This is a genomic window from Microbacterium sp. SCPM-O-B-15248 (M128) (assembly GCF_058214835.1).
Genome location: NZ_JBYQLI010000002.1, coordinates 447,970 through 470,992, shown reverse-complemented (window position 1 = coordinate 470,992; position 23,023 = coordinate 447,970). Strand labels below are relative to the sequence as shown.

Below are 23,023 nucleotides of genomic sequence, written 5' to 3'. Positions count from 1 at the left end.
CGCCCCGAGAGGCTTACGGTGCGGGCGTCGGCGTCGGCGTCTGCAGGTCGGATGCCGAACTGCACACCGATCCGGTCGCGGGCAGGTAGTCGCGGATGAGTGGCGCGAGGGCCTGAGCGATGTCGGCGCTGCTCGCCTCGGCGTAATCGAGGTAGATCTGCACGGCGGGCTCCCGCCCGAACGTCGTGAGCGTGTACCGGTTCTGGTCGGCCTGCGACTCGTCGACGAGCCAATCCACGCCGTCGAACGGGCGGCAGGGGAGCGTCGAGGGTCCGGGTGCCTCGAGCCCGCACGTGAGGAGGATGCTCGCCGGATCGCCCCAGGCCCCGGTCGCCTGCGCGTCGGTCCAGCGGCGCTCCTGGCCCGAGATGCTCTGGGGCAGGCGCGAGATGATCTCGGCGCACGCGGGGTCGTTCGCGCCCTTGGCCGGCTGCATCGCGACCGTCGTGCTGCACGCGGCGAGTCCCGGCAGCAGAGCGAGAACGGCGATCAGCGCGAGGGAGCGAAAGGAGCGGGGCACCCCTCCAGGCTAATAGCGTGGGGAGGTGACCGACGCCGAGACCACCGTGGGAGAACTGTCCGAGGGGCAGGTGCTCCGCGGCATCCTGGACCGCCTTCCCGCTTCGACCGCGCTCATCGGGCCGGGCGACGACGCCGCGGTGCTCGCGATGCCCGACGGGCGGGTCGTCGCCACGACCGACACGCTCGTGCACGGTCCGGACTTCCGACTGGCCTGGTCGTCGGCGTTCGACCTGGGGTACAAGTCGGCGGCGGTGAATCTCGCCGACGTCGCGGCGATGGGTGCGCGACCGGTCGCGCTGCTCGTCGCGCTGGCGATGCCCGATGACACGCCGGTGACGTTCGTCCGGGGTCTGGCGGACGGGCTGGCAGCGGCGTGCACCGACCTCGCGCCGGGCTGCGCGGTCGAGGGCGGGGACCTCACGGTCTCGGACACCCTGACCATCGCGGTCACGGCCCTCGGGAGCCTCGACTCTCGCGCTCCGGTGCGCCGGTCGGGTGCCCGGCCCGGCGACGCCGTGCACGTGATCGGCGAGCTGGGGGTGGCCGCACGGGGGCTCGACGTCCTGTTCTCGCGTTTCACGGATGCCGCGGGCGCCCCGGTGCCCATCACCGAGGCGGCACGCGCCGCCCTCGATGCCACCGAGGCGCACGCCCTCGATCGCCAGTTGCGTCCGCGTCCGCCGATCGCCGATGCGCTGCGGGCCGCGGACGCCGGGGCGACGGCGATGATGGACGTCTCGGACGGACTCGCCCTGGATGCCACGCGCCTCGCCGACGCGTCGGGAGTGACGATCGCGTTCGCCTCTGCGGTGCTCGGCGATGATCCTGCGCGAGCCCTGGGCGGGGGAGAGGACCACGGCTTCCTCGTGACGTTCCCCGCGGAGGCGTCCGGTCCGGGGCTCCGGGTCGGAACGGTGCGGGAGCGCGGCGAGGCCCCGGTGCTCGTGGACGAGCGCCCCTGGACGGGCCGCGCGGGGTGGGATCCGTACCGCGACTGGGACGCCGGGCGCGGCTGATCTCCCGCCCGCATCAGGCGGGCGGGCGCCCCCACCACAGGGTCGTGTCGCCGTACGTGCGATCGCGCTCGGGCTCCAGCCCCGCGGTCGTCCACGCGGGGGCGGGGGAGCGCTTCGCGCGCTCCACGATCACGGCGGCCTCCGCGCTCAACCGGGGAGCGAGAGCCGCGAGGACACGGGTGATCTCGTCATCGGTCACGTCGTAGGGCGGGTCGATGAAGACGAGGTCCCACTCCGCGGCCGAGCTCTCGAGGTAGGTCGACGCGTTGGCGCGGTGCACACGGGCGGGGGCGGTCACTCCCGCGCTGCGCAGACGGTCGGCGTTCTTGCGGATGAGAGCGGCGGCGGGGGCGGAGAGCTCGACCAGATCGGCGGACGCCGCGCCGCGGCTGAGGCTCTCGAGGCCGAGGGCGCCCGAGCCTGCGTACAGGTCGAGCACGCGGGCCCTCGCGACGAGGTCCGCGGAGTCGAGCGCGCCGAAGAGCGACTCGCGCACGCGGTCGCTGGTGGGACGTGTTCCCTTCGCAGGGACGTCGAGGACCGTGCCGCCGGCGCGGCCGGAGATGATGCGGGTCACTGTCTCACCCTACAAACACGCTGTCCGAGGGGGTGCCTAGACTCGGAGCATGCCCGGACTCTCTCTGTCGTCGCGACTCGACGGGGCCGTGGGCGGCAAGACCGCCGCGGCGTTCGAGCGGGCGTTCGGCATGAAGACCGTGGGTGAGCTGCTCGAGCACTACCCGCGTCGTTATGCCCGACGCGGAGAGCTGACGCCGATCGCGCTTCTCCCGCTCGGTGAGCCCGTGACGATCGTGGCCGAGGTCGTCAGCGCCACCGAGCGTCGCATGCAGAACCGTCGCGGGTCGCTGCTCGAGGTGATCATCAGCGACGGTGACGGCCGTCTCTCGCTGACGTTCTTCAACCAGTCCTGGCGGCTGAAAGACCTGACGCCCGGGCGCCGGGGCATCTTCTCGGGCAAGGTGGGCGAGTACCGGCGGCAGACGCAACTGACGCACCCCGACTACGAGCTGTTCGACGAACTCGCCGAAGCGCGCGCCGAGGCCGAGGTCAACGCCAAGCGCCCCATCCCGATCTACCCCGCCACCAGCAGCGTGCCCAGCACCCTGGTGCAGAAGACCATCTCGCTCGTGCTCGACGCGCTCGGCGACGTCGACGATCCGCTGCCCGAATCGGTGCGCACCGCGCGCGGGCTGCTGGGCGCTCGGGCGGCGCTCGAACACATCCACCGCCCGTACCACGACGACGAGATCCCTCCCGCCGTCGAGACCCTGCGCATGCAAGAGGCGTTCGTGCTGCAGACCGCGCTGCTGCAGCAGCGGCAGTTCGTCCGGGCGCTGTCGGCGGCGAAACGCCCCTCTGCCCCCGGCGGCCTGCTCGAACGCTTCGACGCGATCCTGCCGTTCGCCCTCACCCCCGATCAAGAGAGCGTCGGGGCACGGATCGCCGACGACCTCGTCGGGGACTGGCCCATGAACCGTCTGGTGCAGGGCGAGGTGGGCTCGGGCAAGACCCTCGTCGCCCTGCGGGCGATGCTGCAGGTGGCCGAGTCGGGCGGTCAATCGGCTCTCATCGCCCCGACCGAGGTGCTCGCCGCGCAGCACCTGCGTTCGATCGCGCGGATGCTGGGTCCCGAGCTCGCGCCCGAGCTCATGCCGACGATGCTCACGGGCCAGCTGCCCGCGGCCGAGCGGCGCCGGGCCGCACTGCGCGTCGCGTCGGGTCAATCGCGGATCGTCGTGGGCACGCACGCGTTGCTGAGCGCCACGACCACGTTCGCCGACCTGGGTTTCGTCGTCGTCGACGAGCAGCACCGGTTCGGCGTCGACCAGCGCGAGGCCCTCCGCGCCAAGGGCGACTCTCCGCACACTCTCGTCCTCACGGCCACGCCCATCCCGCGCACCGTCGCCATGACGGTGTTCGGCGATCTCGACGTGTCAACGATCCGCACGATGCCCGCTGGTCGCGCCGGCATCCAGACGTTCGTCGCACCGCTGGCAGAGAAGCCGGGCTGGTTCGCGCGGGTGTGGGATCGGGTCGCCGAAGAGGTCGCGCAGTCGCGCCAGGCGTTCGTGGTGTGCGCGGCGATCGACGCCGAGAAGCTCACCTCCGACGAGGTGGGCGACGAGCCGGCCGAGGGGGCCGCCGACACCCGCACGCGCTGGGGCGTGGTGCAGGTGGCCGCGCTGCTCGAGACGCTTCCGTCGTTCACCGACATCCGCGTCGAGATCCTGCACGGCAAGATGCACGCCGACGAGAAAGATGCGGCGATGCAGGCGTTCGCGCGCGGCGACATCGACGTGCTCGTCGCGACCACCGTGATCGAGGTCGGCGTCGACGTGCCCAACGCGTCGACGATGGTGATCCTCGAGGCCGATCGCTTCGGCGTCTCGCAACTGCACCAGTTGCGCGGTCGCGTCGGTCGCGGTGGGCTCCCCGGTCTGTGCCTGCTCGTGACCGAGGCCGCCCCCGGCTCGTCGTCGCGCTCGCGCGTCGAAGCGGTCGCGCGCACGCTCGACGGCTTCGAACTCGCCGAGGTCGACCTCGAGCTGCGGGGGGAGGGCGATGTGCTCGGGGATGCGCAGTCCGGCGTCCGGTCCTCGCTACGTCTGCTGCGCGTCGTCACGGATGCCGAGCTCATCACCGATGCCCGCGCCGCCGCCGAGAAGATCCTCGCCGACGATCCCGCGCTGTTGCGGCACCCGGGGCTCGCCGCCGCACTGGAGCGTCGGGTGGGTGTCGAGGAGCGCGCGGCCCTGGCCAAGTCGTGATCGCTAGGGTGGAGTCATGACCCCGCGGATCGCTGTGGTGCCCGGATCGTTCGACCCCCCGACGTTGGGGCATCTCGACGTCATCCGTCGGGCCGCCGAACTGTTCGATCAATTGCACGTGCTCGTGGTGCACAACCCCGGCAAAGAGGCGATGCTGCCGATCGCGCAGCGTCAGGCACTGCTGGAGCAGTCCATCGCCGACGCGCAGATCGAGGGTGACGTCATCGTCGCGTCGTGGAGCATGGGGCTCCTGGTCGACTACGCCACCGACGTGGGCGCGCGCGTGCTCGTCAAAGGCATCCGGTCCCAGGTCGACGTCGCGTACGAGACGCCCATGGCGATCGTCAACCGCGACCTCGCCCACGTCGAGACGGTGTTCTTGCTGCCCGATCCGTCGCACGCGCTGGTGTCCAGCTCGCTCGTGCGCCAGGTGGCGTCGCTCGGGGGCGACGTCTCGCCGTACGTGCCCCGCGCGGTCGCCCGCTTCCTCGACACCGGCGCCCGCGGGCTCTGACACCCGCGCCCGCTCGACCACCCGCGTCCGTTCGGCCGCACGGCCCGCGCCCAGGGGCACGCGGGTAGCATGGTCGACCGTGAGAACTCACCGTCCCGGCCCCTTCCAGCTCCCCGTGCGCGACATCGAGCGCCACCCCGGTGAGATGCGCGAGCACGAGCTCGACATCCCGACGCCCGAGAAGTGGGGCGAGGGTCTGCTGTCGATCGCCGCGGCCGAAGTGCTCGAGATCGACGTGCGTCTGGAGTCCGTCCACGAGGGCATCCTGGTCTCGGGAACGGTCGACACCACGGCCACCGGCGTGTGCGGTCGGTGCCTCATCGACATCACCGAGCCTGTCGAAGTCGAGTTCCAGGAACTTTTCGCGTATCCTGGGGAGGAAGCGAACGACTTCGAAGTTCAAGACGACCACGTGGATCTTGAAAATCTGGTCCGGGATGCCATCGTCCTCTCGCTTCCGTTCCAGCCGGTGTGTCAGCCGGATTGCCTCGGGCTCGACCCGGTCACGGGTGAGAAGCTGACGGAGAGCGCCGGCGACACGGAGCAGACGCCCGCCGATCCTCGGTGGGCAGCGCTCCAGCAGTACACCCCAGACGACGGCGATGCGCTCCGCGCCGCCCCCAAGACAGAGAAGAGCTAGTCATGGCAGGTAACCCCCCGAAGCGGAAGGTCTCCCGCTCGAACACCCGCTCGCGTCGTGCGCAGTGGAAGGCCGAAGCCCCCGCGCTGGTCAAGACCATCGAGAACGGCAAGGTCGTCTACAGCCGCCCCCACCAGGCGAAGGTCGTCACCGACTCGCAGGGCACCGAGCTCTTCCTCGAGTACAAGGGCCGCAAGGTCGCCGACGCCTGATCAACGTCCGGTGACGCAAAGAGCTGCGCTCATCGAGAAGCTCGGGGTCGACATCGACCCCGAGCTTCTTTCTCTTGCGCTGACCCATCGCTCGTTCGCGTACGAGAACGGCGCCATCCCGCACAACGAGCGCCTCGAGTTCCTCGGCGATTCCGTGCTCGGGCAGGCCGTGACCGTGCGTCTGTACACGGGGCATCCCGACCTGGACGAGGGCAGCCTCGCGAAGCGCCGCGCCAGTGTCGTGTCGACCGTCGCGCTGGCCGAAGTCGCCCGCGGCATCGGTCTGGGCGACCACGTCCGCCTCGGTCGGGGAGAGATCCTCACCGGCGGCCGTGACAAGGACTCGATCCTCGCCGACACGATGGAGGCCGTGATCGGGGCGACCTACCTGTCCGCCGGCGCCGAGGCTGCCACGTCCCTGGTGCTGCGACTCGTCGAGCCGCTGTTGGCCGATCCCGACCGCTACGGCGCGGCGATGGATCCGAAGACGAGCCTGCAAGAGATCGCCGCCCGGCTGAGCCTGCACGCTCCGGTCTACGCCGTCGAGGCGACCGGCCCCGATCACGACCGCCGTTTCACCGCGACCGTCACGACAGGAGACGTCGTCACGCACGGGACGGGTTCCAGCAAGAAGCAGGCAGAGATGGCCGCGGCGCTCACCGCGTGGCGCGAGCTCAACGCCCGTGCCTGAGCTTCCCGAGGTCGAGGTCGTCCGCGCCGGTCTCGAACCCGCGGTCACCGGCGCTCTCGTCGCCTCGGTGGACGTGCTCGACGAACGCGCGCTCACGCGCCATGCCGGCACCGCCGCGCACTTCGAGGCCGAGCTCACCGGCCGCCGCATCGACGCCGCCGTCCGTCGCGGCAAGTTCCTGTGGATGCCGCTGGGTTCCGACGACGCGATCGTGACGCATCTCGGCATGAGCGGGCAGATGCTGCTGCGCCTTCCCGGCGCTCCCGCCGAACGCCATGAGCGCGTCCGGATCGAGCTGGAGCATCCCGAGCACGGGCCGCTGTCGGTGGTGTTCGCCGATCAACGCACGTTCGGTTCGCTCGCGCTCGACGAGCTCGTAGACACCCCGGATGCCGCTGCGGGCGGCCGCGGTTCGGTGCTCCCGCGCGTTCCGACGCAGGTCGCCCATATCGCCCGTGACCCGCTCGACCCCGCGTTCGACGACGCACGATTCCGCGCGCGCCTCGGGCGCACGTCGTCGGGGATCAAACGCGTGCTCCTCGATCAGACCGTGGCGAGCGGCATCGGCAACATCTACGCCGACGAGTCGCTGTGGGCTGCGCGCATCCACCCCGAGACCGCGGCATCCGATCTCCCGACCCGCTCGGTGAACCGACTGCTCGCCGAGGTGCGGGCGGTGCTCGAGAAGGCTCTGGCCGAGGGCGGGACGAGCTTCGACGCGCAGTACGTCAACGTGAACGGGCAGGCCGGCTACTTCGCTCATTCGCTGAACGCCTACGGCCGCACGGGGCAGCCGTGTGCGCGCTGCGGCCGCCCGATCGTGCGCGTGAGCTTCATGAACCGCTCGTCCCACTTCTGCCCCCGCTGCCAGCGCGTGCGCTGACCGCCGTCGTGCCCGGCGCCGGCGGCGAGACCGCATCCGGTCGACGAACCCCCTGCAGACTGCGCGGGAATTGTCAGGCGGATGCAGTCTCGGCGGTTCAGGCCTCGGCCAGCACCTTCTGCCATGCGCCCTCGTACGAGATCGGGATGAACCCGATCGCCTCGTTGATCGACAGCATCGGCCGATTCTCCTCGGCGTTCCACGTCATCACGCGCGGCGACTCGGGCACAGCCTCTCTCCACGAAAGCAGACCCGCGCACTTCACGAGCATGCCGAGGCGATGCCCGCGGTGGGCGGCGACGACCAAGGTGTCCTCCTGGCCCGTCACGGCGGTGCGGTCCTTGCCGATGACGAGTTCGTTGAACGCCGCGAGCTCGCCGGTGTCGACGTGCTGGGCGACCGTCACGAGCAGGTGTCGGTCGGCCTCGGTGTACTGACGTTCCCAGTCGGCGACGCGAGCGGCATCCCATTTCTCCTCATCGTGATCAAGACCCGCGGACGGGGCGTCGGTGATCATGCGCGCCTTCATCGCGGCGAAGGCGTCGACGAACTCGGTCGGGGTCGGCAGGCTCCACTGGATGACGCGATAACCGATCGCGGCGGCCTCGGCGTCGGCGAGAAGCTCGCGCAGATGCGGTTCCGACCCCGCGAGGTCGAGGCGGCTCTGGCGCACGATCTGCTCGAGCGTGTACCCCGCCGCGAGGTAGAACTGCGCCGCACGGTCGAGCGGGATTCGCCCGAAGCCGGTCGGCGCGTCCATCGACGGACCGTCGGCGGCGGGGTGCTCGGCCCACGACTGCAGGATGGTGCGGCCGTGCTCGCGAGCCGTCCGCTCGATGAGGTCGTGGCCCGCGCGGCCGATCCCGCGGCCCCACGCGCTGCGGAGCAGCTCGATGAGCCAGAAGCCGGTGCGCGCGCCGTCCTCCTGCGGAAGGTCGAGGCCGACGCGGCCCACGACCTCGCCGTCGAGGATGGCGAGCCACACCAGGCGCACCTGCGCGGCGGTCGGACGGTAGACGGGCAGCAGCTCGTCGGCGGGCATCGCGTGGTCGTCGTGGCCGGAGATCTCGGCGTACACGAGGTTGCGCACGCGCGCCATCTCGCGGAAGTCGTCCGCGTCGGCGGCGTCGATGGATGCCGGGATGTGGAGGGGACGCAGCTCGAGGCCGGCCGGAAGGGTGGTCATGTCGGGCCTTTCGTGAAGGAGAAAAGGGCGGGGAAGGGTGGGGCCGGGAGTCCGACCCCACCCGGTCACAGCGGGGGACGCAGGCGCAGTGCCGCTCGCTGCCATTCGGCCTCGCGCCGGACCCGGTCGCGGGCGTTGCGGCGGGCGAGGTCGGCGACGTCGGCAGCGCGTGCCGCGCGGCGCGTCGCCTCGTCGGCGCGCGCCGCGGCGCGGACGAGCAGCCAGAGGCCGAGGCGGAGGGAGAGACGGTCGACGGGACCCAGGCCCCGCTGGGCCGAGGTCTCGACGACGGGGAGGGTGAGCGCGGATGCCGCGTGCTGCGGCGCGCGCGTGAGCGAGGTGTTCATGCGGAGGCTCCGGTGAGGAAGAACGAGCAGTGAGGCCACGTGCGGCGGGGCCGGCAACGGGCGGACAGGTCTCAGAGGACCCGGGCGCGCGGCATCCGATGATCGGACGGCGTCGCGGGAGCGGAGACGATCGAGCGTCTCAACGCGGCGAGGTCACGCCTGGCGAGCAGGCATGCCGACGGCGGCGGTCACTCCGCGCAGGGATGCGGACAGCACGGGAGCGGCGGTGAAGCCGGTGGCGATGAAGCCGGTGGTGTTGCGAATCATGGGGGTGACCTCCTTTCGACGTCGGTTGCGACCCCCGACGCTAGCGAACGGGTTCAGCGAATGTCAAGCGAAGATCCAGAAACGGTGGGCTCCCGGGCGCGTCGGGCAAAGGCTGGACCGGCCAGCCACCGCGGGATTCCGCGGGTCTTCGGGTAGCGTGAGGCGGAAGTTCACCGGTCGGGAAGGCGCATCGGCATGCACCTCAAGAGCGTCACGCTCAAGGGCTTCAAGTCCTTCGCGCAGTCGACGACGTTCGCGCTGGAACCCGGGGTGACGTGCATCGTGGGGCCCAACGGCTCGGGCAAGTCCAATGTCGTCGACGCGCTCGCGTGGGTGATGGGGGAGCAGGGGGCCAAGACCCTTCGCGGCGGCAAGATGGAGGACGTCATCTTCGCGGGTACGTCGACCCGCGGTCCCCTCGGGCGAGCCGAGGTGCAGTTGACGATCGACAACGCCGACGGCGCGCTCCCGATCGACTACAGCGAGGTCACGATCAGTCGCACGCTGTTCCGCACCGGGGCGAGCGAGTACGCGATCAACGGGCAGACGTGCCGTCTGCTCGACGTGCAGGAGTTGCTCAGCGACTCGGGTCTCGGCCGAGAGATGCACGTGATCATCGGGCAGGGGCGCCTCGACACGGTACTGCAGGCCTCGGCCGAAGAACGGCGCGGGTTCATCGAGGAGGCCGCGGGCATCCTCAAGCACCGCCGCCGCAAAGAGAAGACCGTTCGCAAGCTCGAGACCATGGAGACCAACCTCACGCGGCTGAGCGATCTCGCCGGCGAACTGCGCCGGCAACTCAAGCCGCTCGGGAAGCAGGCCGAGATCGCGCGCGAGGCAGCGACGATCGCGGCCGTGGTGCGCGACGCGAAGGCGCGGCTGTTCGCCGATGAACTCGTGCGGTTGCGCCGCGAGCTCGCCGACGCGGCCGCGGCCGAGAGTGAGCGGCATACCGAGCGCCTCATGCTGCAGGACCAGGCGGACGGCGTGCGTCAGCGCGTCGAACGCCTCGAGGAGGAACAGCGGTCCGAGGCCGTGGATCGGGCTCGCCGCGTCGCGTTCTCGCTCGAACAGGTGCAGGAGCGCCTGCGCGGGCTGTACACGCTGGCGGGGCAGCGCCTCACGCTCCTCGCCGACGACGACCTCGACGCGTCGTCGCAGGCTCCCACCGTGAGCCAGTCGACCATCGACGACGTCCGGTCCGAGGTCGACGACATCGCCGGCGGATTGGGCGACGCGCAGGATGCCGCGGCGGACGCGGCGCGCGGTGTCGCCCGGGCGCGCGCCGAACTCGACGCGCTCGACGCCGACATCGCCGCGCAGAGCGCTCTCGTCTCCGCGCACGACATGAAGCTCACCGCGCTCCGCGGCTCGGCGGAGGCAGCGGCCTCCGGGCTGGCCGCCGTGCGCGGTGCGGTCGAGCGGCAGCAGCGAGCCCTGGATGCCGCACTCGAGCGCCGCGCCGAGGCGGAGGAAGCGCGCGCCGCGCTCGACCCCGACGTCACGCCCGAGGAATCGACGGCCGAACACGCTGCCGCGTACGAGCGCGCACAGCGCGAGACCAATGACACCGAGACGGAGGTCGCGGCGTTGCGCGAGCGCCTCCACGCCGCCGAACGCGAACGCGACGCCCTGACGGCGCAGACCACGGCGCTCGGCCGGGCGCTGGACGTCCGCAACGCGGCGGCGGATCTCGCGGCCACCGGGGGAGCCGGCATCCGCGGGCTCGTCGGCGATGCCGTCAAGGTCACCGCCGGGTACGAGGCGGCGATCGCTGCGGCGCTCGGCTCACTCGCCGAGGGGCTGCTCGTCGATGACGCTGCGGCGGCGTTCTCGGCGGCGCGGGCGGCGCGCGAGGGCGACCTCGGAGTGGTCGAGATCGCGATCGCGGATGCCCCGGATGCCGACTCCGGCGTCTCGCTGGACGGCGGGGTGCGGGCGGTCGACGTCGTCTCGGCGCCGGCGGGAGTGCGCGGCATCCTGTCGGGCGTGATCATCGTCGACGATCTCGCGGCGGCCGAGCGTGTCCGCGCCACCCTGGCCGACAGTCCGGCGGGGACGGTCGTGGTCACGCGCGACGGTGCGGTGCTGACCTCCCGCACGCTGCGCGCCGGGTCGGGTTCGGGCCGATCGCGCCTGGAGCTCGCGGCCGAACGGGACGCGGCGGCCGAGCGGTTGGACGAGATCGTCGTGGTCGCCGATTCCCTGCGGGAGGCGCTGGCGGACGCCCAGCAATCCTTGACGGAGGCGCGTGCGCGCACGAAGGAGACGCTCGCGACGCTGCGCGCTCACGATGCCGCCCTCGCCGCGCACGCCGAGAAGCTCAACCGCGTCACCGTCCGCCACGAGGCCGTGGTCGCCGAGTGCGAGCGCCTGGAGACGGGTCTGGCGCAAGCGCAAGCCGCGGTGTCCGACGCCGAGGAGACCGCGCGGATCGCCGACGAGGCGCTCGCGCGCGCCCTCGAGATGCCGCGTCCGCTCCTCGACGCGTCGGCGCGCGAAGGGATGCTCGCCGAACTCGAGTCCGCGCGCGAGAACGAGATGCGCGCGCGACTCGACATCGAGGCGCTGCGCGAACGGGTCCGAGCGGGAGAGGCGCGGATCGTGCAGCTCGAGCAGCAACGCGAACGCGAGCGGGCGGCCGCGGACGCCGCGGCTCGACGCGCCGTGATCCGGCGAGCCCAACGCGAGATCGCCGCGGAGGTGTCCGCAGCGTTGCCCGCGCTCCTCGACTCCGTCGACCGGTCGGTCAGCCGGGCTCGCGTGGAATTGGCCGCCGCCGAATCGGCCCGGTCCGCCGTGACCGCGGATCTCGCACGGGCCCGCAGCGAGGAGACGGCGGTGCGGGAGCGCCTGGCACGTCTGACCGAGAACGTGCACGGTCTGGAACTGCAGATGCACGAGAAACGGCTCCACGTCACGAGCCTGCTCGAGCGCGTGAACTCCGAGCTCGCGCTCGACGAGGACATTCTCGTTTCGGAATATGGCCCCGATCAGCCGGTTCCGGCCAGTGAGGGCGACGCGGCGGTACCTTTCGAGCGGGCGGCGGAGAAGCGTCGGCTTCAGGATGCCGAGCGCAAGCTCGCTCAGCTCGGACGCGTGAACCCGCTCGCCCTCGAGGAGTTCGCCGCGCTGGAGCAGCGGCACGCCTTCTTGACCGAGCAGCTCGCCGACCTCCAACAGACACGCGCCGACCTGCAGACGATCATCGCCGACCTCGACGAACGCATGCAGACGATCTTCGTCGCGGCGTTCGAGGACACCCGTGTCGCGTTCGGCGAGATCTTCCCGATCCTCTTTCCGGGCGGCACCGGCAGTATCGCGCTGACCGATCCCGACAATCCCCTGACGACGGGGATCGAGGTCGCCGTGCGCCCCGTCGGCAAGAAGATCGAGCGCCTGTCGCTGCTGTCCGGCGGCGAACGTTCGCTCGCGGCGGTGGCGTTCCTGACCGCGATCTTCACGGCGCGGCCGAGCCCCTTCTACATCCTCGACGAGGTCGAAGCGGCGCTGGATGACGCCAACCTCGGCCGGCTCCTCGGGGTGTTCGAGAAGCTGCGCGAGAGCAGCCAGCTCATCGTGATCACCCACCAGAAGCGCACCATGGAGATCGCCGACGCGCTGTACGGCGTCTCCATGCGGCAGGACGGCGTCTCCGCCGTCGTCGGGCAGCGCGTGGGGGACCGCGCCCGCGCGTCGTCGGAACCCGCCCCCGTAAGCTGAAGCAATGGCTGAGAACTCCTGGTCGCTGGGCCGCGCGCTGCGCGGGCTGTTCGTCAAACCCACGATCGACGAGACCACGTGGGACGACCTCGAGACGGCTCTGTTGACGGCCGATTTCGGTCCCGATGTCACCGAGCGACTGATCGACGAGTTGCGCGAGAAGGTCGAGCGCTACCGGACCACCGACCCCAAGGATCTCCAGCGCATGCTGCGCGAGACCCTCGAAGAGCACTTCGCGAAGTTCGACACGACGCTGCGTCTGACCGAGCGGCCCGCGGTGGTCCTCGTCGTCGGCGTCAACGGCGTGGGGAAGACCACGACGATCGGCAAGTTCGCGAAGTTCCTCCAGCGCTACGGCCGAACGGTCGTCGTCGGGGCCGCCGATACGTTCCGCGCCGCCGCCGTCGACCAGCTCGCCACGTGGGCCGATCGCGGGGGAGCCACGATCGTGCGTCCGCAGCAGGAGGGCCAGGATCCGGCATCCGTCGCCTTCCAGACGGTCGCCCACGCCAAAGAGACGGGCACCGAGATCGTGCTCATCGACACGGCCGGGCGCCTCCACACCAAGGGCGGGCTCATGGACGAGCTCGGCAAGATCAAGCGCGTCGTCGAGAAGCAGGCGCCGATCAGCGAGGTCCTCCTGGTTCTGGATGCCACGACCGGGCAGAACGGTCTGATGCAGGCCCAGGCCTTCCTCGACAGCGCCGGCGTCACGGGCCTGGTGCTCACGAAGCTCGACGGTTCCGCGAAGGGCGGTTTCGTCCTGGCAGTCCAGGAACTCACCGGCATCCCTGTGAAACTGCTCGGGCAGGGCGAAGGCATCAACGACCTCACGGGCTTCACGCCACACGTTTTCGCGGCGTCGCTCGTCGACTGATCCCTTTATCGCACTCGGCCGCGCGGGCGGGTCGCCTTCCGCGAGACCCTTCGGGCTGGTTTCATGGGGGAATGGCGATCGAGCACGACTTCTTCGGCCTTCTCGAGTCAGGCCCCGACGGCTCGATCTTCTGGTCTGAGAACGTGGAGTTCGGTGACCAGAGCGTGACCGTCGATCTCACGGCCCCCGATCAAGACGACGTGTCGATCGACGCGCTCGATGTCGCCGCGTCGATGATCGCCTCTCTCGAGGCCATCGACTTCGCCGCGCGCAACGCCATGGTCGACGAACTGGACGACCGCACGAGCGAGGTGACCGAGTACATCCTGCAGCAGCAGGCGACGCTCGGTGAAGAGCTCGACGACCTGCTGAGCGACCCCTCCGGCGACACGCACATCGACGTCATCAAGTCGTTGCAGCTCATGAGCATGACGATCCTCGCCGACGAGCACGGCGGCACCGATCCGTTCGCCGTCCTCGAGTACGCGCTGGATCCGGATGCCACCGACGACGTGCTGCTGGTCAACCTCGCGTCGGACGGGAAGGTGCAGTCCGTCTCCAGCGCGGACTGATCCGGGAGACGTTTCTGCGCTTCGCGCCGTTCGTCGACGTCGTCGAAGCCCTCGTCATCCCCGGGCTGGACACGCGAGGGGTCGGCATCCAGGTAAGGTAAGCCTTGCCTACCTCGGAATCATCGAGGTCCTGTCGCGTGAAGGAGTCCCATGTTCGTGCGCTCGCGCCGCCCCGCTCGTGTCCTCGGAGCCGCCGCCCTCATCGTCACCGGCGTGATCGCCATGGCCGGATGCGCGGGTACGGCGCCGTCGGCGGCCGAGTCCGCCATCCCGTCCACCGACGGTTTCCCGGTGACCATCGACTCCGCTCTCGGACAGACCGTCATCGACGCCAAGCCCGAACGGGTCGCTACGTGGGGCTGGTCGGCACAGGACGCCGTACTCGCGCTCGGTGTCGTGCCGGTGGCTATGCCGGCGTTCCCTTATGGCGGAGTCGATGGCGTGCTCCCTTGGGACAAGGACGCCATCGACGAGCTCGGCGGGCAGACCCCCCAGCTGCTTTCGGGCGGCGACACCAGCACGCCGAACGTGGAGGAGTTCGTGCAGGCCAAGCCCGACGTCATCCTCGCGCCCTACTCCGGAATGACGCAGGAGCAGTTCGACGAGCTCAGCAAGATCGCGCCCGTGGTGGCGTACCCCGACAAGCCCTGGGCCACCTCCTGGCAGGATCAGACGAAGATCGTCGGGCAAGCCCTCGGCCTGTCCGACGACGCCGAGGCGCTCGTCTCCCGGACGAACGACGAGATCACGACGCTGGCCGGGAAGTACCCTGCACTGCAGGGCAAGACCTTCGTCTACGGCGCGAACAACGAGCCCGAGACCTTCAACGTCTTTCGCGAGAACGATCCGCGCGTGCAGCTGCTCACGCAACTCGGCATGACGGTCGCGCCCAGCGTCGAGGCGAACGTGCCGGCGTCGGACGCCTCGCGCTACTTCTACAAGGTGAGCTTCGAGAATCTCGGTGCGCTGAGCTCCGACGTGCTCGTGGCCTACTTCGGGACTCAGGATGCCGCCGACACCTTCGTCGCCGACCCGCTCGTCGCGGCGATGCCCCAGGTGAAGGACGGACGGTTCGCTCCCATCGTCGGCGAGTCGTTCGTGATGGCCTCGAGCGCGCCCACCGCGCTGTCGATCCCGTGGATGCTCGACCGGTATGTCCCGCAACTCGCCGCCGTCGCCGAGCGTGTCGGCTGACGTCGTTCCCGCTGCCCGCCACGCCCGCGTCGAGCTCGCCCACCGCCGTCTCGTCGGGGCCGGGATCGTCATCGGCGTGCTCGTCGTCGTCACGCTGCTCGGTGTCGCAGTGGGCTCGGCCGACATCCGGCCCGAGACCGTCTGGACGGCGCTGGCACACTACGACCCCGGCAACCCCGAGCACATCGCGGTCGTCGAGAAGCGCGTCCCCCGCACCGTGGCGGGCCTCCTGGTCGGGGCGGCCCTGGGCATCGCGGGAGCGGTTGCCCAGGGCGTGACGCGCAATCCGCTGGCCGATCCCGGCATCCTGGGCGTGAATCAGGGAGCAGCTCTCGCGGTGGTGGTCGGCATCACCGTGTTCGGGGCGGTCGGTTCGGTCCAGTACATGTGGTTCGCGTGGGTCGGCGGAGCCCTTGCCGCCGTCGTCGTCTGGGCGGTGTCCTCCGGTGGTCGGGAGGGGGCGACACCGGCCAAGCTCTCACTCGCCGGCGCCGCGCTGAGCGCTGCGTTGGCGGGTCTGGTCTCGGCGGTCCTCCTCATCCGGCAGGACGCTCTCGATGCGCTGCGGTTCTGGCAGGTGGGCGCGCTCGCGGGCCGCGGTCCCGACGTGCTGCTCCCGGTGCTACCGGTGCTGGTCGTCGCACTGCTGGCGGGGCTCGCCTCAGGCCGAGTACTGAACCTGTTCGCTCTCGGCGACGACACCGCCGCGGGTCTGGGGATGCGCGTCGGACGTGCGCGGCTGGTGGCGGCCCTGATCGTCGTGGCCCTGGCAGGCGGCGCGACCGCCGTGGCGGGTCCCATCGCGTTCGTGGGGCTCGTCGTGCCGCACATCGTGCGGCTGCTCGCGGGGGTCGACTATCGCTGGATCCTGGCGTTCTCCGCGCCTGTGGGCGCGGCCTTCCTCGTTGCCGCAGACGTTGTGGCGCGCGTCGTCGCTCGGCCGGGTGAGGTGCAGGTCGGTGTCGTGGTGGCCGTGGTGGGCGCCCCGGTCTTCATCGCCATCGTGCGCCGGATGAGGGTGGTGGGCCTGTGACCGCCATGACGGCGCGCCTGCGGCGCGCGGAGAGGCGTCGCATCACTCTCGTGGTCGCCGGAGGCCTGGTCCTGGTCGCGGCGCTGTCCGCGGTGGCACTGTCCCTCGGCGCTGCGGCTTTGACCCCTGCCGAGGTGTGGAGCGCCCTCACCGGCACGGGCAGCCGGATCGCGACCTACGTGGTGTGGGACGTGAGGATGCCGCGTGCCACCGCAGCGGTGGTGGTGGGTGCCGCGCTCGGGCTCGCCGGTGCGGTCTTCCAGGTCGTGCTGCGCAATCCGCTGGCCAGCCCCGATGTCCTCGGTGTGACCGCCTCGGCGGGCGCCGTCGGGGTGTTCGCCGTGTTGACCCTTACCGTGAGTGGTCTGACACTGACCGGGTTCGTCGTGATCGGTGGCGTCGCGTCGGCGGCCCTCATCGGTGCCCTCGCGTGGCGACGTGGCATCCACGCCATGCGGCTGGTGCTCGTGGGCGTGGGCGTGTCCGCGCTCGCATCGGCCGTGACCGGCTACCTGCTCACCGTGTCGGACCTGCGCGACGTCAGTGTGGCGTTCACGTGGCTCGTCGGCAATCTCGGCGGCGCGGCATGGCCGGTCGTCGGCTCGACGGGGATCGTCGGGTTGCTCGGGGTGCTGGCGCTGGCGGCGCAGCGGCGGGGGTTGCGGGCACTCGAGCTCGACGACGCAACCGCGACCGCTCTGGGTTTTCGTGTCGAACGCGTGCGGATCGGCGTGCTCGCCACCGCGGTGGTCCTCGCCGCCGTCGCCGTCTCGGCTGCCGGTCCGATCGGTTTCGTCGCGCTCGTCGCACCGCAGTTGGCGCGCCGGATCGGAGGCGTGGGGCCGCTGTCGCTCTGGGCCGCGGCGGCTGTGGGCGCGGCGCTGGTCAGTGCGGCCGACCTCCTGGGGCAGTACGCCGTGCCCGGTGTCGACCTCCCCGTCGGAGTCGTGACCGGAATCGTCGGCGCCCCCTACCTCGTGTGGCTGTTGGCGCGCGGGACCCGTACTCGTCCCGGAGGACTGACATGAACGACAGACCCGTCGACCTGCGCGCGGAGGGTGTCTCACTCGCCTACGACGCGCGGCCCGTCGTCGAAGACCTCACTCTCGCGATCCCGCCGGGACGCATCTCCGTCATCGTCGGGGCGAATGCGTGCGGCAAGTCGACTCTGCTGCGGGCACTGGCGCGACTGATCGCCCCGTCCGCGGGCACGGTGCTGCTCGACGGCGCCGACATCAGATCCCGGCCCACCGCCGAGGTCGCCCGACGACTCGGTCTGCTGCCGCAGTCGCCCGTCGCACCCGAGGGCGTCACGGTGGCCGATCTGGTCGCTCGTGGCCGATATCCGCACCAGAGCTGGTTGCGTCGGCGCGTCGACGGTGACGATGAGATCATCGACGCGGCGATGTCGACGACGGGAGTGCTCGACCTCGCTGCTCGTTCGGTCGATTCCCTGTCGGGTGGTCAGAGGCAACGCGTGTGGATCGCGATGGCGCTCGCGCAGCAGACCGATGTCCTGTTGCTGGACGAGCCCACCACGTATCTCGACGTGAGCCACCAGATCGAGGTTCTCGATCTGCTGGCCGACCTCAATCGCGAGCGGGGCGTCACGATCGTCATGGTGTTGCACGAGCTCTCGCTCGCCTGCCGCTATGCCGACCACCTCATCGCGATGTGCAACGGCCGGATCGTGCGCGAGGGCACACCGGAGCGGATCGTCGACGTCGATCTCGTGCGAGAGGTGTTCGGCATCGAGTCCGTCATCGTGACCGACCCCGTCTCGGGGATGCCGCTGGTCTCACCGATCAGCCGGCATCGGCGGACGCCGGCCCCGGGCGAGGGAACCCGAGCGTGCGAACGGGAATGATGCGCGGAGCGGCGCGGTCGCCCGTGCGCCCCCGCGGCGTCGGCCCGTCCGGCGTCACACCGCCTGGGCGAAGCCGGCGTCGGCTCCGGCGATGTCCTTCGCGAGGTGGGAGAGGTGCGGGGGGATCTCGCGTCCTTTCGAGACCATCGACTGCGCCCACAGGCGACCCGCGCGGTAGGACGAGCGCACGAGGGGCCCGGCGAGCACGCCGAGGAACCCGATGCGCTCGGCCTCCTCTTTGAACTCCACGAACTCGGCGGGCTTGACCCACCGCTGCACCGGCAGGTGGCGCGGTGTGGGACGCAGGTACTGCGTGATCGTGATGATGTCGGTGCCGGCGTCGTGCAGGTCCTGGAGCGCCTGCACGACCTCTTCGGGCTCTTCGCCCATGCCGAGGATGAGGTTGGACTTCGTGATGAGTCCGGCCTCGCGCGCGGCGGTCAGCACGCCGAGGGAGCGCTCGTACCGGAAGGCGGGGCGGATGCGCTTGAAAATGCGGGGCACCGTTTCGACGTTGTGCGCGAAGACCTCGGGCCGCGATGAGAAGACCTCGTCGAGCAGCGCCGGGTTGCCCGAGAAGTCGGTCGCGAGGATTTCGACGCCTGTTCCCGGGTTCTCGGCGTGGATGCGCCGCACGGTCTCCGCGTGCAGCCAGGCGCCCTCGTCGGGCAGGTCGTCGCGCGCGACGCCCGTGACGGTGGCGTAGCGCAGCTGCATGCGCGAGACGCTCTCGGCGACACGGCGAGGCTCGTCGGTGTCGTAGTCCGCGGGCTTGCCGGTGTCGATCTGGCAGAAGTCGCAGCGCCGTGTGCACTGCGAGCCGCCGATGAGGAACGTCGCCTCGCGGTCCTCCCAGCACTCGAAGATGTTCGGACAGCCCGCCTCCTGACAGACCGTGTGCAGGTCCTCGGTCTTCACGAGGTTCTGCAGCGCGGTGTATTCGGGCCCGAGGCGCGCCTTGGTCTTGATCCACTCGGGCTTGCGTTCGATCGGGGTCTCGGCGTTCCGCACCTCGAGACGCAGGAGCTTCCTCCCGTTCGGGGCGGTGGATGCCGCACCCTGTGCGGTGCCGGTCCCGCAGGCGCTCATGCCGCCACCGCCGCGTACTCGGCCCGGAAGACGTCCTCGACGGAGCCGACGATGTCGGCGGGGGAGACCTCGGCCCCGACGACTTCGCTGACCGTGGTGACGCCGGCATCCGTGATCCCGCACGGGATGATGCCGCGGAAGCCCGTGAGCGTGTTGTCGCAGTTGACGGCGAAGCCGTGCATGGTGACGCCTCTCTCTACGCGGACGCCGATCGCCGCGATCTTGTCGGTGCCGAGGGGGCGGCGCACCCACACGCCGCTGCGTCCCTCGACGCGGAAGCCGTCGACGCCGTGGCGGGCGAGGACGGTGATGAGCAGCCCTTCGAGCCGGCGCACGTGCGCGACGACGTCGAGGGGTTCGGGGAGTCGGACGATGGGATAGCCCACTAGCTGGCCCGGGCCGTGCCATGTGATCTTGCCGCCGCGGTCCACGTCGATGACGGGCGTGCCGTCGGTCGGGCGCTCGTGCGCCTCGGTGCGCTTACCGGCGGTGTACACGGCCTCGTGCTCGAGCAGCAGAAGAGTGTCGGGGCGGACTCCCGCCACGACGTCGGCGTGCACCGCCCGCTGCCGGGTCCAGCCGTCGAGGTACGGCACGTAGTCCGGGGCGAGCCCCACGTGGTCGATGTCGAGCATCCGCGCTCCCGCCTTTGTTGGATTGCGTCCAAGAATACACACGAGCCACGCGTCCTAGGCTGTTCGCATGGCCTCCGAATCCCGCAGCGGTCGTCCGCGCGCCTCGTCGCGGGAAGTGCTCTCGGAGGCGGCCTGCGAGCTGTTCCTCGAGCAGGGGTACGACGCGACGTCCGTCTCGGACATCACGCAGCGGGCGGGCGTCAGCCGCTCGAGCTTCTTCAACTACTTCTCGGCGAAGAGCGACGTGCTGTGGTCGGGGTTCGATGAGCGGGTCGACGAGGCCATCGCGGCACTCACGGAGTCCGCCGCGTCGCCGACGGAGGCGCTCGTCTGCATCGGTCGGGACTTCGCGCCCGACGCCCTCGCGCTGGCGATCGCGAACGCCGATGTCATGGGTCTCTCCGCCGAACTGGACCGCGACCGCGCCCAGCGCCAGTTCCGGCTGCAGCGCGAGGTCTCGGCCCGGCTGGTCAGCGAGGGCGAAGAGCGGCTGCGGGCGCAGGTGCGCGGGGGTGCGGTGGCCGCCGCGGTGCTCGCGGCGGTGTGGGCCTGGGCGGAGCACACCGCCGGCGGTCCGGGCCTGGCAGACCTCCTCGCCACGGCCCTCGCGGAGGCGCGCGCCTGAGTCGGGCGGCGAACGGCGCCGCCGCCGGTAGAATCGGAGGATCATGGCGACTTTCGGCACTCTCTCCGACCGGCTCACAGAGACCTTCCGCAATCTGCGCAAGAAGGGGCAGCTGACCCCCGCCGACGTCGACGGGACGGTTCGCGAGATCCGTCGCGCCCTGCTCGACGCCGACGTCGCCCTGCCCGTCGTGAAGGAGTTCACCGCGGCGGTGCGCGAACGCGCCCTCGGCGACGAGGTCAACCGCGCCCTGAACCCGGCGCAGCAGGTCGTGCAGATCGTCAACGACGAGCTCGTGGGCATCCTGGGCGGTCAGCAGCGCCGCCTGCAGTTCGCCAAGAACCCGCCGACGGTGATCATGCTCGCGGGCCTCCAGGGTTCGGGTAAGACGACGTTCGCGGGCAAGCTCGCCAAGATGCTCGAGAAGGACGGCCACACCCCGCTTCTCGTGGCGTGCGACCTCCAGCGACCCAACGCCGTGAACCAGCTGCAGGTCGTCGCCGAGCGCGCGGGTGCCGCGATCTACGCGCCCGAACCCGGCAACGGCGTGGGCGATCCCGTGAAGGTGGCCCGCGACGGCGTCGCCTACGCGACGCGTCAGCAGCACGACATCGTCATCATCGACACGGCCGGTCGTCTCGGTGTCGACGCCGAGCTGATGAAGCAGGCCGCCGACATCCGCACGGCGACCCAGCCCGACGAAGTGCTCTTCGTCATCGACGCGATGATCGGTCAGGATGCCGTGAACACGGCGAAGGCCTTCCAGGACGGTGTCGACTTCACCGGCGTCGTGCTGTCCAAGCTCGACGGCGACGCGCGCGGTGGTGCCGCCCTGTCGGTGGCCTCGGTCACCGGTCGCCCGATCATCTTCGCCTCGACCGGTGAAGGGCTCGACGATGTCGAACCCTTCTACCCCGACCGCATGGCATCCCGGATCCTCGACCTCGGTGACATCCTCACCCTGATCGAGCAGGCGCAGCAGGCGTTCGACGAGGCCGAGGCGATGAAGGTCGCCGAGAAGCTCGCGACCGAGACCTTCACGCTCGAGGACTTCCTCGAGCAGATGCAGCAGATGAAGAAGATGGGCTCCATGAAGAAGATGCTCGGGATGCTCCCGGGTATGGGCTCCATGAAGCAGCAGCTCGAGGACTTCGACGAGCGCGAGATCGACCGCACCGAGGCGATCATCCGCTCGATGACGCTCGTCGAGCGTCGCAACCCGAAGATCCTCAACGGCTCGCGTCGTCTGCGCATCGCCCGCGGCTCGGGAATGACTGTGACCGATGTGAACCAGCTCGTGCAGCGCTTCGACCAGGCCGCCAAGATGATGAAGACCGTCGCGCGCGGCGGTGTGCCCAACATCCCGGGTATGGGCCCCGTCGGCGGAAAGCCCGGCGCGTCGTCCAAGCGCGGCAAGCAGCAGAAGGCGAAGGGGTCGCGGTCGGGCAACCCCGCCAAGCGCGCCGCCGAGAACGCCGGCATCGTTGCGGCTGCTCCGGCGACCGGCTCGGGCTTCGGCCTGGGCGGCCAGAAGGCGCCGAGCGAGGCTGATCTCGCCGAGCTGCAGAAGATGCTCGGCCGCGGCTGAGCCCCGGGATCAGGGCAGGACGCCGGCGCTCTGCAGCGCTGACACCACGGTCTGCTCGATGGCCCGCTGACCGCGGGCGGTGGGGTGAACCTCGTCGGCCTGCATCCAGTCGGGGTGCCCGGCCAGGGGCTGTCCGACGTCGATGAAGGTCCCCCCGACGGTGTCGATCGCCTCGTGCAGGGCGTCGGAGGTCGTGGCGGTGTCGTCCGGAACGTCCGGGTCGTCGTTCCAGATGGTGCTCAACCCGACGATCCGAGCATCCGGCGCGGCCTCGTGCAGCTGGGCGACCGTGTCGTCGGTGTCCGTGCGGATCTCGTCGGGGTCCTGCCAGAAGTCGTTGCTCGAGGACTGCACGATGATGAGCTCGGGCTGCAGCGCAGCGATCGCGGGGGAGAAGCCGGAGTAGGCGGTGCCGCATTCGCCGTCGACGACGAATCCCATCCCGCCGCACGCGAGGTTCGTCAAGGTGACTCCCTCGCGCGCGGCGAGGAGCTCGGGCCAGGCCTCGCCCCACGGCAGACCGGAACCGGACATCAGCGAGTCGCCGAGCGTGACCATTCGGACGGCAGGCGTCGACGCCGTGACCGGGTGCGCCGCCGCGGGGGTGGGGACGGCGAAGGTCAGCGCGGGCACCGGTTCGCCGGCGGCGGGGGCGCACCCGCTGAGGGTGGCGATCCCGCCGGCCGCGAGGGCGGCGAGCAGTGTCATCGCGACAGGGGGCCGACGGATCATGGCGCGATCCTACGGCCGCGA

Annotated in this window: 23 protein-coding genes; 16 read left to right on the top strand and 7 right to left on the bottom strand. The window is 70.7% G+C overall.

Annotated elements, in window-relative coordinates; all coding sequences use genetic code 11:
• Nucleotides 1-13: 13 nt before the first annotated feature.
• Nucleotides 14-520 (bottom strand): DUF3515 family protein, encoded by a 507-nt coding sequence (locus AC3E6M_RS04945; RefSeq protein WP_138174334.1) that lies wholly within the window; start codon nt 518-520, stop codon nt 14-16.
• A gap of 25 nt (nt 521-545) precedes the next feature.
• Here AC3E6M_RS04945 and thiL point away from each other — a divergent pair, with 25 nt between their 5' ends.
• A complete protein-coding gene (gene thiL, locus AC3E6M_RS04940; protein WP_138174336.1) occupies nt 546-1,538 on the top strand; it encodes a thiamine-phosphate kinase in 993 nt (330 codons plus the stop codon).
• Between the two features lie 13 nt (nt 1,539-1,551).
• Here thiL and AC3E6M_RS04935 read toward each other — a convergent pair whose 3' ends face one another.
• Entirely contained in the window at nt 1,552-2,115 is a 564-nt protein-coding gene (locus AC3E6M_RS04935) for an RsmD family RNA methyltransferase (RefSeq protein WP_138174338.1), read from the bottom strand.
• Between the two features lie 49 nt (nt 2,116-2,164).
• Here AC3E6M_RS04935 and AC3E6M_RS04930 point away from each other — a divergent pair, with 49 nt between their 5' ends.
• The 6 genes from AC3E6M_RS04930 (at nt 2,165) to mutM (ending at nt 7,267) form a co-directional block, all read left to right on the top strand.
• Nucleotides 2,165-4,327: an ATP-dependent DNA helicase RecG gene (locus tag AC3E6M_RS04930; RefSeq protein WP_490529215.1), complete on the top strand. Its 2,163-nt coding sequence runs from the start codon at nt 2,165-2,167 to the stop codon at nt 4,325-4,327.
• 16 nt (nt 4,328-4,343) lie between these two features.
• Nucleotides 4,344-4,841 carry a pantetheine-phosphate adenylyltransferase gene (gene coaD / locus AC3E6M_RS04925; protein ID WP_138174342.1) on the top strand — a complete coding sequence of 166 codons (498 nt, stop codon included), beginning with the start codon at nt 4,344-4,346 and terminating at the stop codon, nt 4,839-4,841.
• Nucleotides 4,842-4,986: 145 nt separating this feature from the next.
• The gene (locus tag AC3E6M_RS04920) at nt 4,987-5,481 is read left to right on the top strand and encodes a YceD family protein (RefSeq protein ID WP_138174354.1); all 495 of its coding nucleotides are present in this window, start codon (nt 4,987-4,989) and stop codon (nt 5,479-5,481) included.
• Nucleotides 5,482-5,483: 2 nt separating this feature from the next.
• On the top strand, nt 5,484-5,693 hold the full coding sequence (gene rpmF / locus AC3E6M_RS04915) for a 50S ribosomal protein L32 (protein ID WP_490529214.1): 210 nt from the start codon (nt 5,484-5,486) through the stop codon (nt 5,691-5,693).
• Between the two features lie 10 nt (nt 5,694-5,703).
• On the top strand, nt 5,704-6,384 hold the full coding sequence (gene rnc, locus AC3E6M_RS04910; RefSeq protein WP_138174344.1) for a ribonuclease III: 681 nt from the start codon (nt 5,704-5,706) through the stop codon (nt 6,382-6,384).
• Nucleotides 6,377-7,267, top strand: a complete 891-nt coding sequence (mutM, locus tag AC3E6M_RS04905; protein ID WP_138174346.1) for a bifunctional DNA-formamidopyrimidine glycosylase/DNA-(apurinic or apyrimidinic site) lyase — start codon at nt 6,377-6,379, stop codon at nt 7,265-7,267. The genes rnc and mutM overlap by 8 nt, the downstream gene beginning before the upstream one ends.
• 97 nt (nt 7,268-7,364) lie before the next feature.
• On the opposite strand, the gene AC3E6M_RS04900 is transcribed toward mutM, so the two are convergent.
• Nucleotides 7,365-8,453, bottom strand: a complete 1,089-nt coding sequence (locus tag AC3E6M_RS04900; RefSeq protein ID WP_490529213.1) for a GNAT family N-acetyltransferase — start codon at nt 8,451-8,453, stop codon at nt 7,365-7,367.
• Nucleotides 8,454-8,518: 65 nt separating this feature from the next.
• Nucleotides 8,519-8,800 carry a hypothetical protein gene (locus AC3E6M_RS04895; RefSeq protein ID WP_490529212.1) on the bottom strand — a complete coding sequence of 94 codons (282 nt, stop codon included), beginning with the start codon at nt 8,798-8,800 and terminating at the stop codon, nt 8,519-8,521.
• Between the two features lie 462 nt (nt 8,801-9,262).
• Between AC3E6M_RS04895 and smc the strand changes: the two genes are divergently transcribed.
• The 7 genes from smc to AC3E6M_RS04860 all read left to right on the top strand — a co-directional run bounded on the left by smc (nt 9,263) and on the right by AC3E6M_RS04860 (nt 18,333).
• Nucleotides 9,263-12,790 (top strand): chromosome segregation protein SMC, encoded by a 3,528-nt coding sequence (gene smc / locus AC3E6M_RS04890; protein WP_490529211.1) that lies wholly within the window; start codon nt 9,263-9,265, stop codon nt 12,788-12,790.
• 4 nt (nt 12,791-12,794) lie between these two features.
• Entirely contained in the window at nt 12,795-13,667 is an 873-nt protein-coding gene (ftsY, locus tag AC3E6M_RS04885) for a signal recognition particle-docking protein FtsY (RefSeq protein ID WP_138172420.1), read from the top strand.
• 71 nt (nt 13,668-13,738) lie between these two features.
• Nucleotides 13,739-14,239, top strand: a complete 501-nt coding sequence (locus tag AC3E6M_RS04880; protein ID WP_138172419.1) for a DUF2004 domain-containing protein — start codon at nt 13,739-13,741, stop codon at nt 14,237-14,239.
• A 150-nt stretch (nt 14,240-14,389) separates the two neighbouring features.
• Entirely contained in the window at nt 14,390-15,433 is a 1,044-nt protein-coding gene (locus tag AC3E6M_RS04875) for an iron-siderophore ABC transporter substrate-binding protein (RefSeq protein ID WP_490529210.1), read from the top strand.
• On the top strand, nt 15,393-16,466 hold the full coding sequence (locus AC3E6M_RS04870; protein WP_490529209.1) for a FecCD family ABC transporter permease: 1,074 nt from the start codon (nt 15,393-15,395) through the stop codon (nt 16,464-16,466). The genes AC3E6M_RS04875 and AC3E6M_RS04870 overlap by 41 nt, the downstream gene beginning before the upstream one ends.
• 5 nt (nt 16,467-16,471) lie before the next feature.
• Nucleotides 16,472-17,494 (top strand): FecCD family ABC transporter permease, encoded by a 1,023-nt coding sequence (locus AC3E6M_RS04865; protein ID WP_490529263.1) that lies wholly within the window; start codon nt 16,472-16,474, stop codon nt 17,492-17,494.
• Nucleotides 17,491-18,333: an ABC transporter ATP-binding protein gene (locus AC3E6M_RS04860; RefSeq protein ID WP_490529208.1), complete on the top strand. Its 843-nt coding sequence runs from the start codon at nt 17,491-17,493 to the stop codon at nt 18,331-18,333. The genes AC3E6M_RS04865 and AC3E6M_RS04860 overlap by 4 nt, the downstream gene beginning before the upstream one ends.
• Before the next feature lie 54 nt (nt 18,334-18,387).
• On the opposite strand, the gene lipA is transcribed toward AC3E6M_RS04860, so the two are convergent.
• Both lipA and lipB read right to left on the bottom strand, forming a co-directional pair.
• The gene (gene lipA, locus AC3E6M_RS04855) at nt 18,388-19,422 is read right to left on the bottom strand and encodes a lipoyl synthase (RefSeq protein ID WP_138172415.1); all 1,035 of its coding nucleotides are present in this window, start codon (nt 19,420-19,422) and stop codon (nt 18,388-18,390) included.
• Nucleotides 19,419-20,093, bottom strand: coding sequence for a lipoyl(octanoyl) transferase LipB (gene lipB, locus AC3E6M_RS04850; protein ID WP_490529262.1), 675 nt, complete (start codon nt 20,091-20,093; stop codon nt 19,419-19,421). Before lipB ends, lipA begins: the two co-directional genes overlap by 4 nt.
• Before the next feature lie 31 nt (nt 20,094-20,124).
• Here lipB and AC3E6M_RS04845 point away from each other — a divergent pair, with 31 nt between their 5' ends.
• Both AC3E6M_RS04845 and ffh read left to right on the top strand, forming a co-directional pair.
• The gene (locus AC3E6M_RS04845; RefSeq protein ID WP_138172413.1) at nt 20,125-20,682 is read left to right on the top strand and encodes a TetR/AcrR family transcriptional regulator; all 558 of its coding nucleotides are present in this window, start codon (nt 20,125-20,127) and stop codon (nt 20,680-20,682) included.
• A gap of 43 nt (nt 20,683-20,725) precedes the next feature.
• On the top strand, nt 20,726-22,270 hold the full coding sequence (ffh, locus tag AC3E6M_RS04840) for a signal recognition particle protein (protein ID WP_490529206.1): 1,545 nt from the start codon (nt 20,726-20,728) through the stop codon (nt 22,268-22,270).
• 9 nt (nt 22,271-22,279) lie between these two features.
• Here the strand turns inward: ffh and AC3E6M_RS04835 are convergent, their stop codons facing one another.
• Complete coding sequence (locus AC3E6M_RS04835) at nt 22,280-23,002, bottom strand: SGNH/GDSL hydrolase family protein (RefSeq protein ID WP_138172411.1); 723 nt, start codon at nt 23,000-23,002, stop codon at nt 22,280-22,282.
• Nucleotides 23,003-23,023 lie beyond the last annotated feature (21 nt).

What these genes read in the sequence shown, in the direction of transcription:
- ffh (WP_490529206.1), top strand. Translation starts at nt 20,726, where the DNA reads ATGGCGACTTTCGGCACTCTCTCCGACCGGCTCACAGAGACCTTCCGC.
- AC3E6M_RS04845 (WP_138172413.1), top strand. Translation starts at nt 20,125, where the DNA reads ATGGCCTCCGAATCCCGCAGCGGTCGTCCGCGCGCCTCGTCGCGGGAA.
- lipA (WP_138172415.1), bottom strand. Translation starts at nt 19,422, where the DNA reads ATGAGCGCCTGCGGGACCGGCACCGCACAGGGTGCGGCATCCACCGCC.
- AC3E6M_RS04860 (WP_490529208.1), top strand. Translation starts at nt 17,491, where the DNA reads ATGAACGACAGACCCGTCGACCTGCGCGCGGAGGGTGTCTCACTCGCC.
- rpmF (WP_490529214.1), top strand. Translation starts at nt 5,484, where the DNA reads ATGGCAGGTAACCCCCCGAAGCGGAAGGTCTCCCGCTCGAACACCCGC.
- coaD (WP_138174342.1), top strand. Translation starts at nt 4,344, where the DNA reads ATGACCCCGCGGATCGCTGTGGTGCCCGGATCGTTCGACCCCCCGACG.
- AC3E6M_RS04870 (WP_490529209.1), top strand. Translation starts at nt 15,393, where the DNA reads ATGTCCCGCAACTCGCCGCCGTCGCCGAGCGTGTCGGCTGACGTCGTT.
- AC3E6M_RS04900 (WP_490529213.1), bottom strand. Translation starts at nt 8,453, where the DNA reads ATGACCACCCTTCCGGCCGGCCTCGAGCTGCGTCCCCTCCACATCCCG.
- smc (WP_490529211.1), top strand. Translation starts at nt 9,263, where the DNA reads ATGCACCTCAAGAGCGTCACGCTCAAGGGCTTCAAGTCCTTCGCGCAG.
- AC3E6M_RS04835 (WP_138172411.1), bottom strand. Translation starts at nt 23,002, where the DNA reads ATGATCCGTCGGCCCCCTGTCGCGATGACACTGCTCGCCGCCCTCGCG.
- AC3E6M_RS04865 (WP_490529263.1), top strand. Translation starts at nt 16,472, where the DNA reads ATGACGGCGCGCCTGCGGCGCGCGGAGAGGCGTCGCATCACTCTCGTG.
- AC3E6M_RS04930 (WP_490529215.1), top strand. Translation starts at nt 2,165, where the DNA reads ATGCCCGGACTCTCTCTGTCGTCGCGACTCGACGGGGCCGTGGGCGGC.
- ftsY (WP_138172420.1), top strand. Translation starts at nt 12,795, where the DNA reads ATGGCTGAGAACTCCTGGTCGCTGGGCCGCGCGCTGCGCGGGCTGTTC.
- AC3E6M_RS04920 (WP_138174354.1), top strand. Translation starts at nt 4,987, where the DNA reads ATGCGCGAGCACGAGCTCGACATCCCGACGCCCGAGAAGTGGGGCGAG.
- AC3E6M_RS04895 (WP_490529212.1), bottom strand. Translation starts at nt 8,800, where the DNA reads ATGAACACCTCGCTCACGCGCGCGCCGCAGCACGCGGCATCCGCGCTC.
- AC3E6M_RS04880 (WP_138172419.1), top strand. Translation starts at nt 13,739, where the DNA reads ATGGCGATCGAGCACGACTTCTTCGGCCTTCTCGAGTCAGGCCCCGAC.
- AC3E6M_RS04875 (WP_490529210.1), top strand. Translation starts at nt 14,390, where the DNA reads ATGTTCGTGCGCTCGCGCCGCCCCGCTCGTGTCCTCGGAGCCGCCGCC.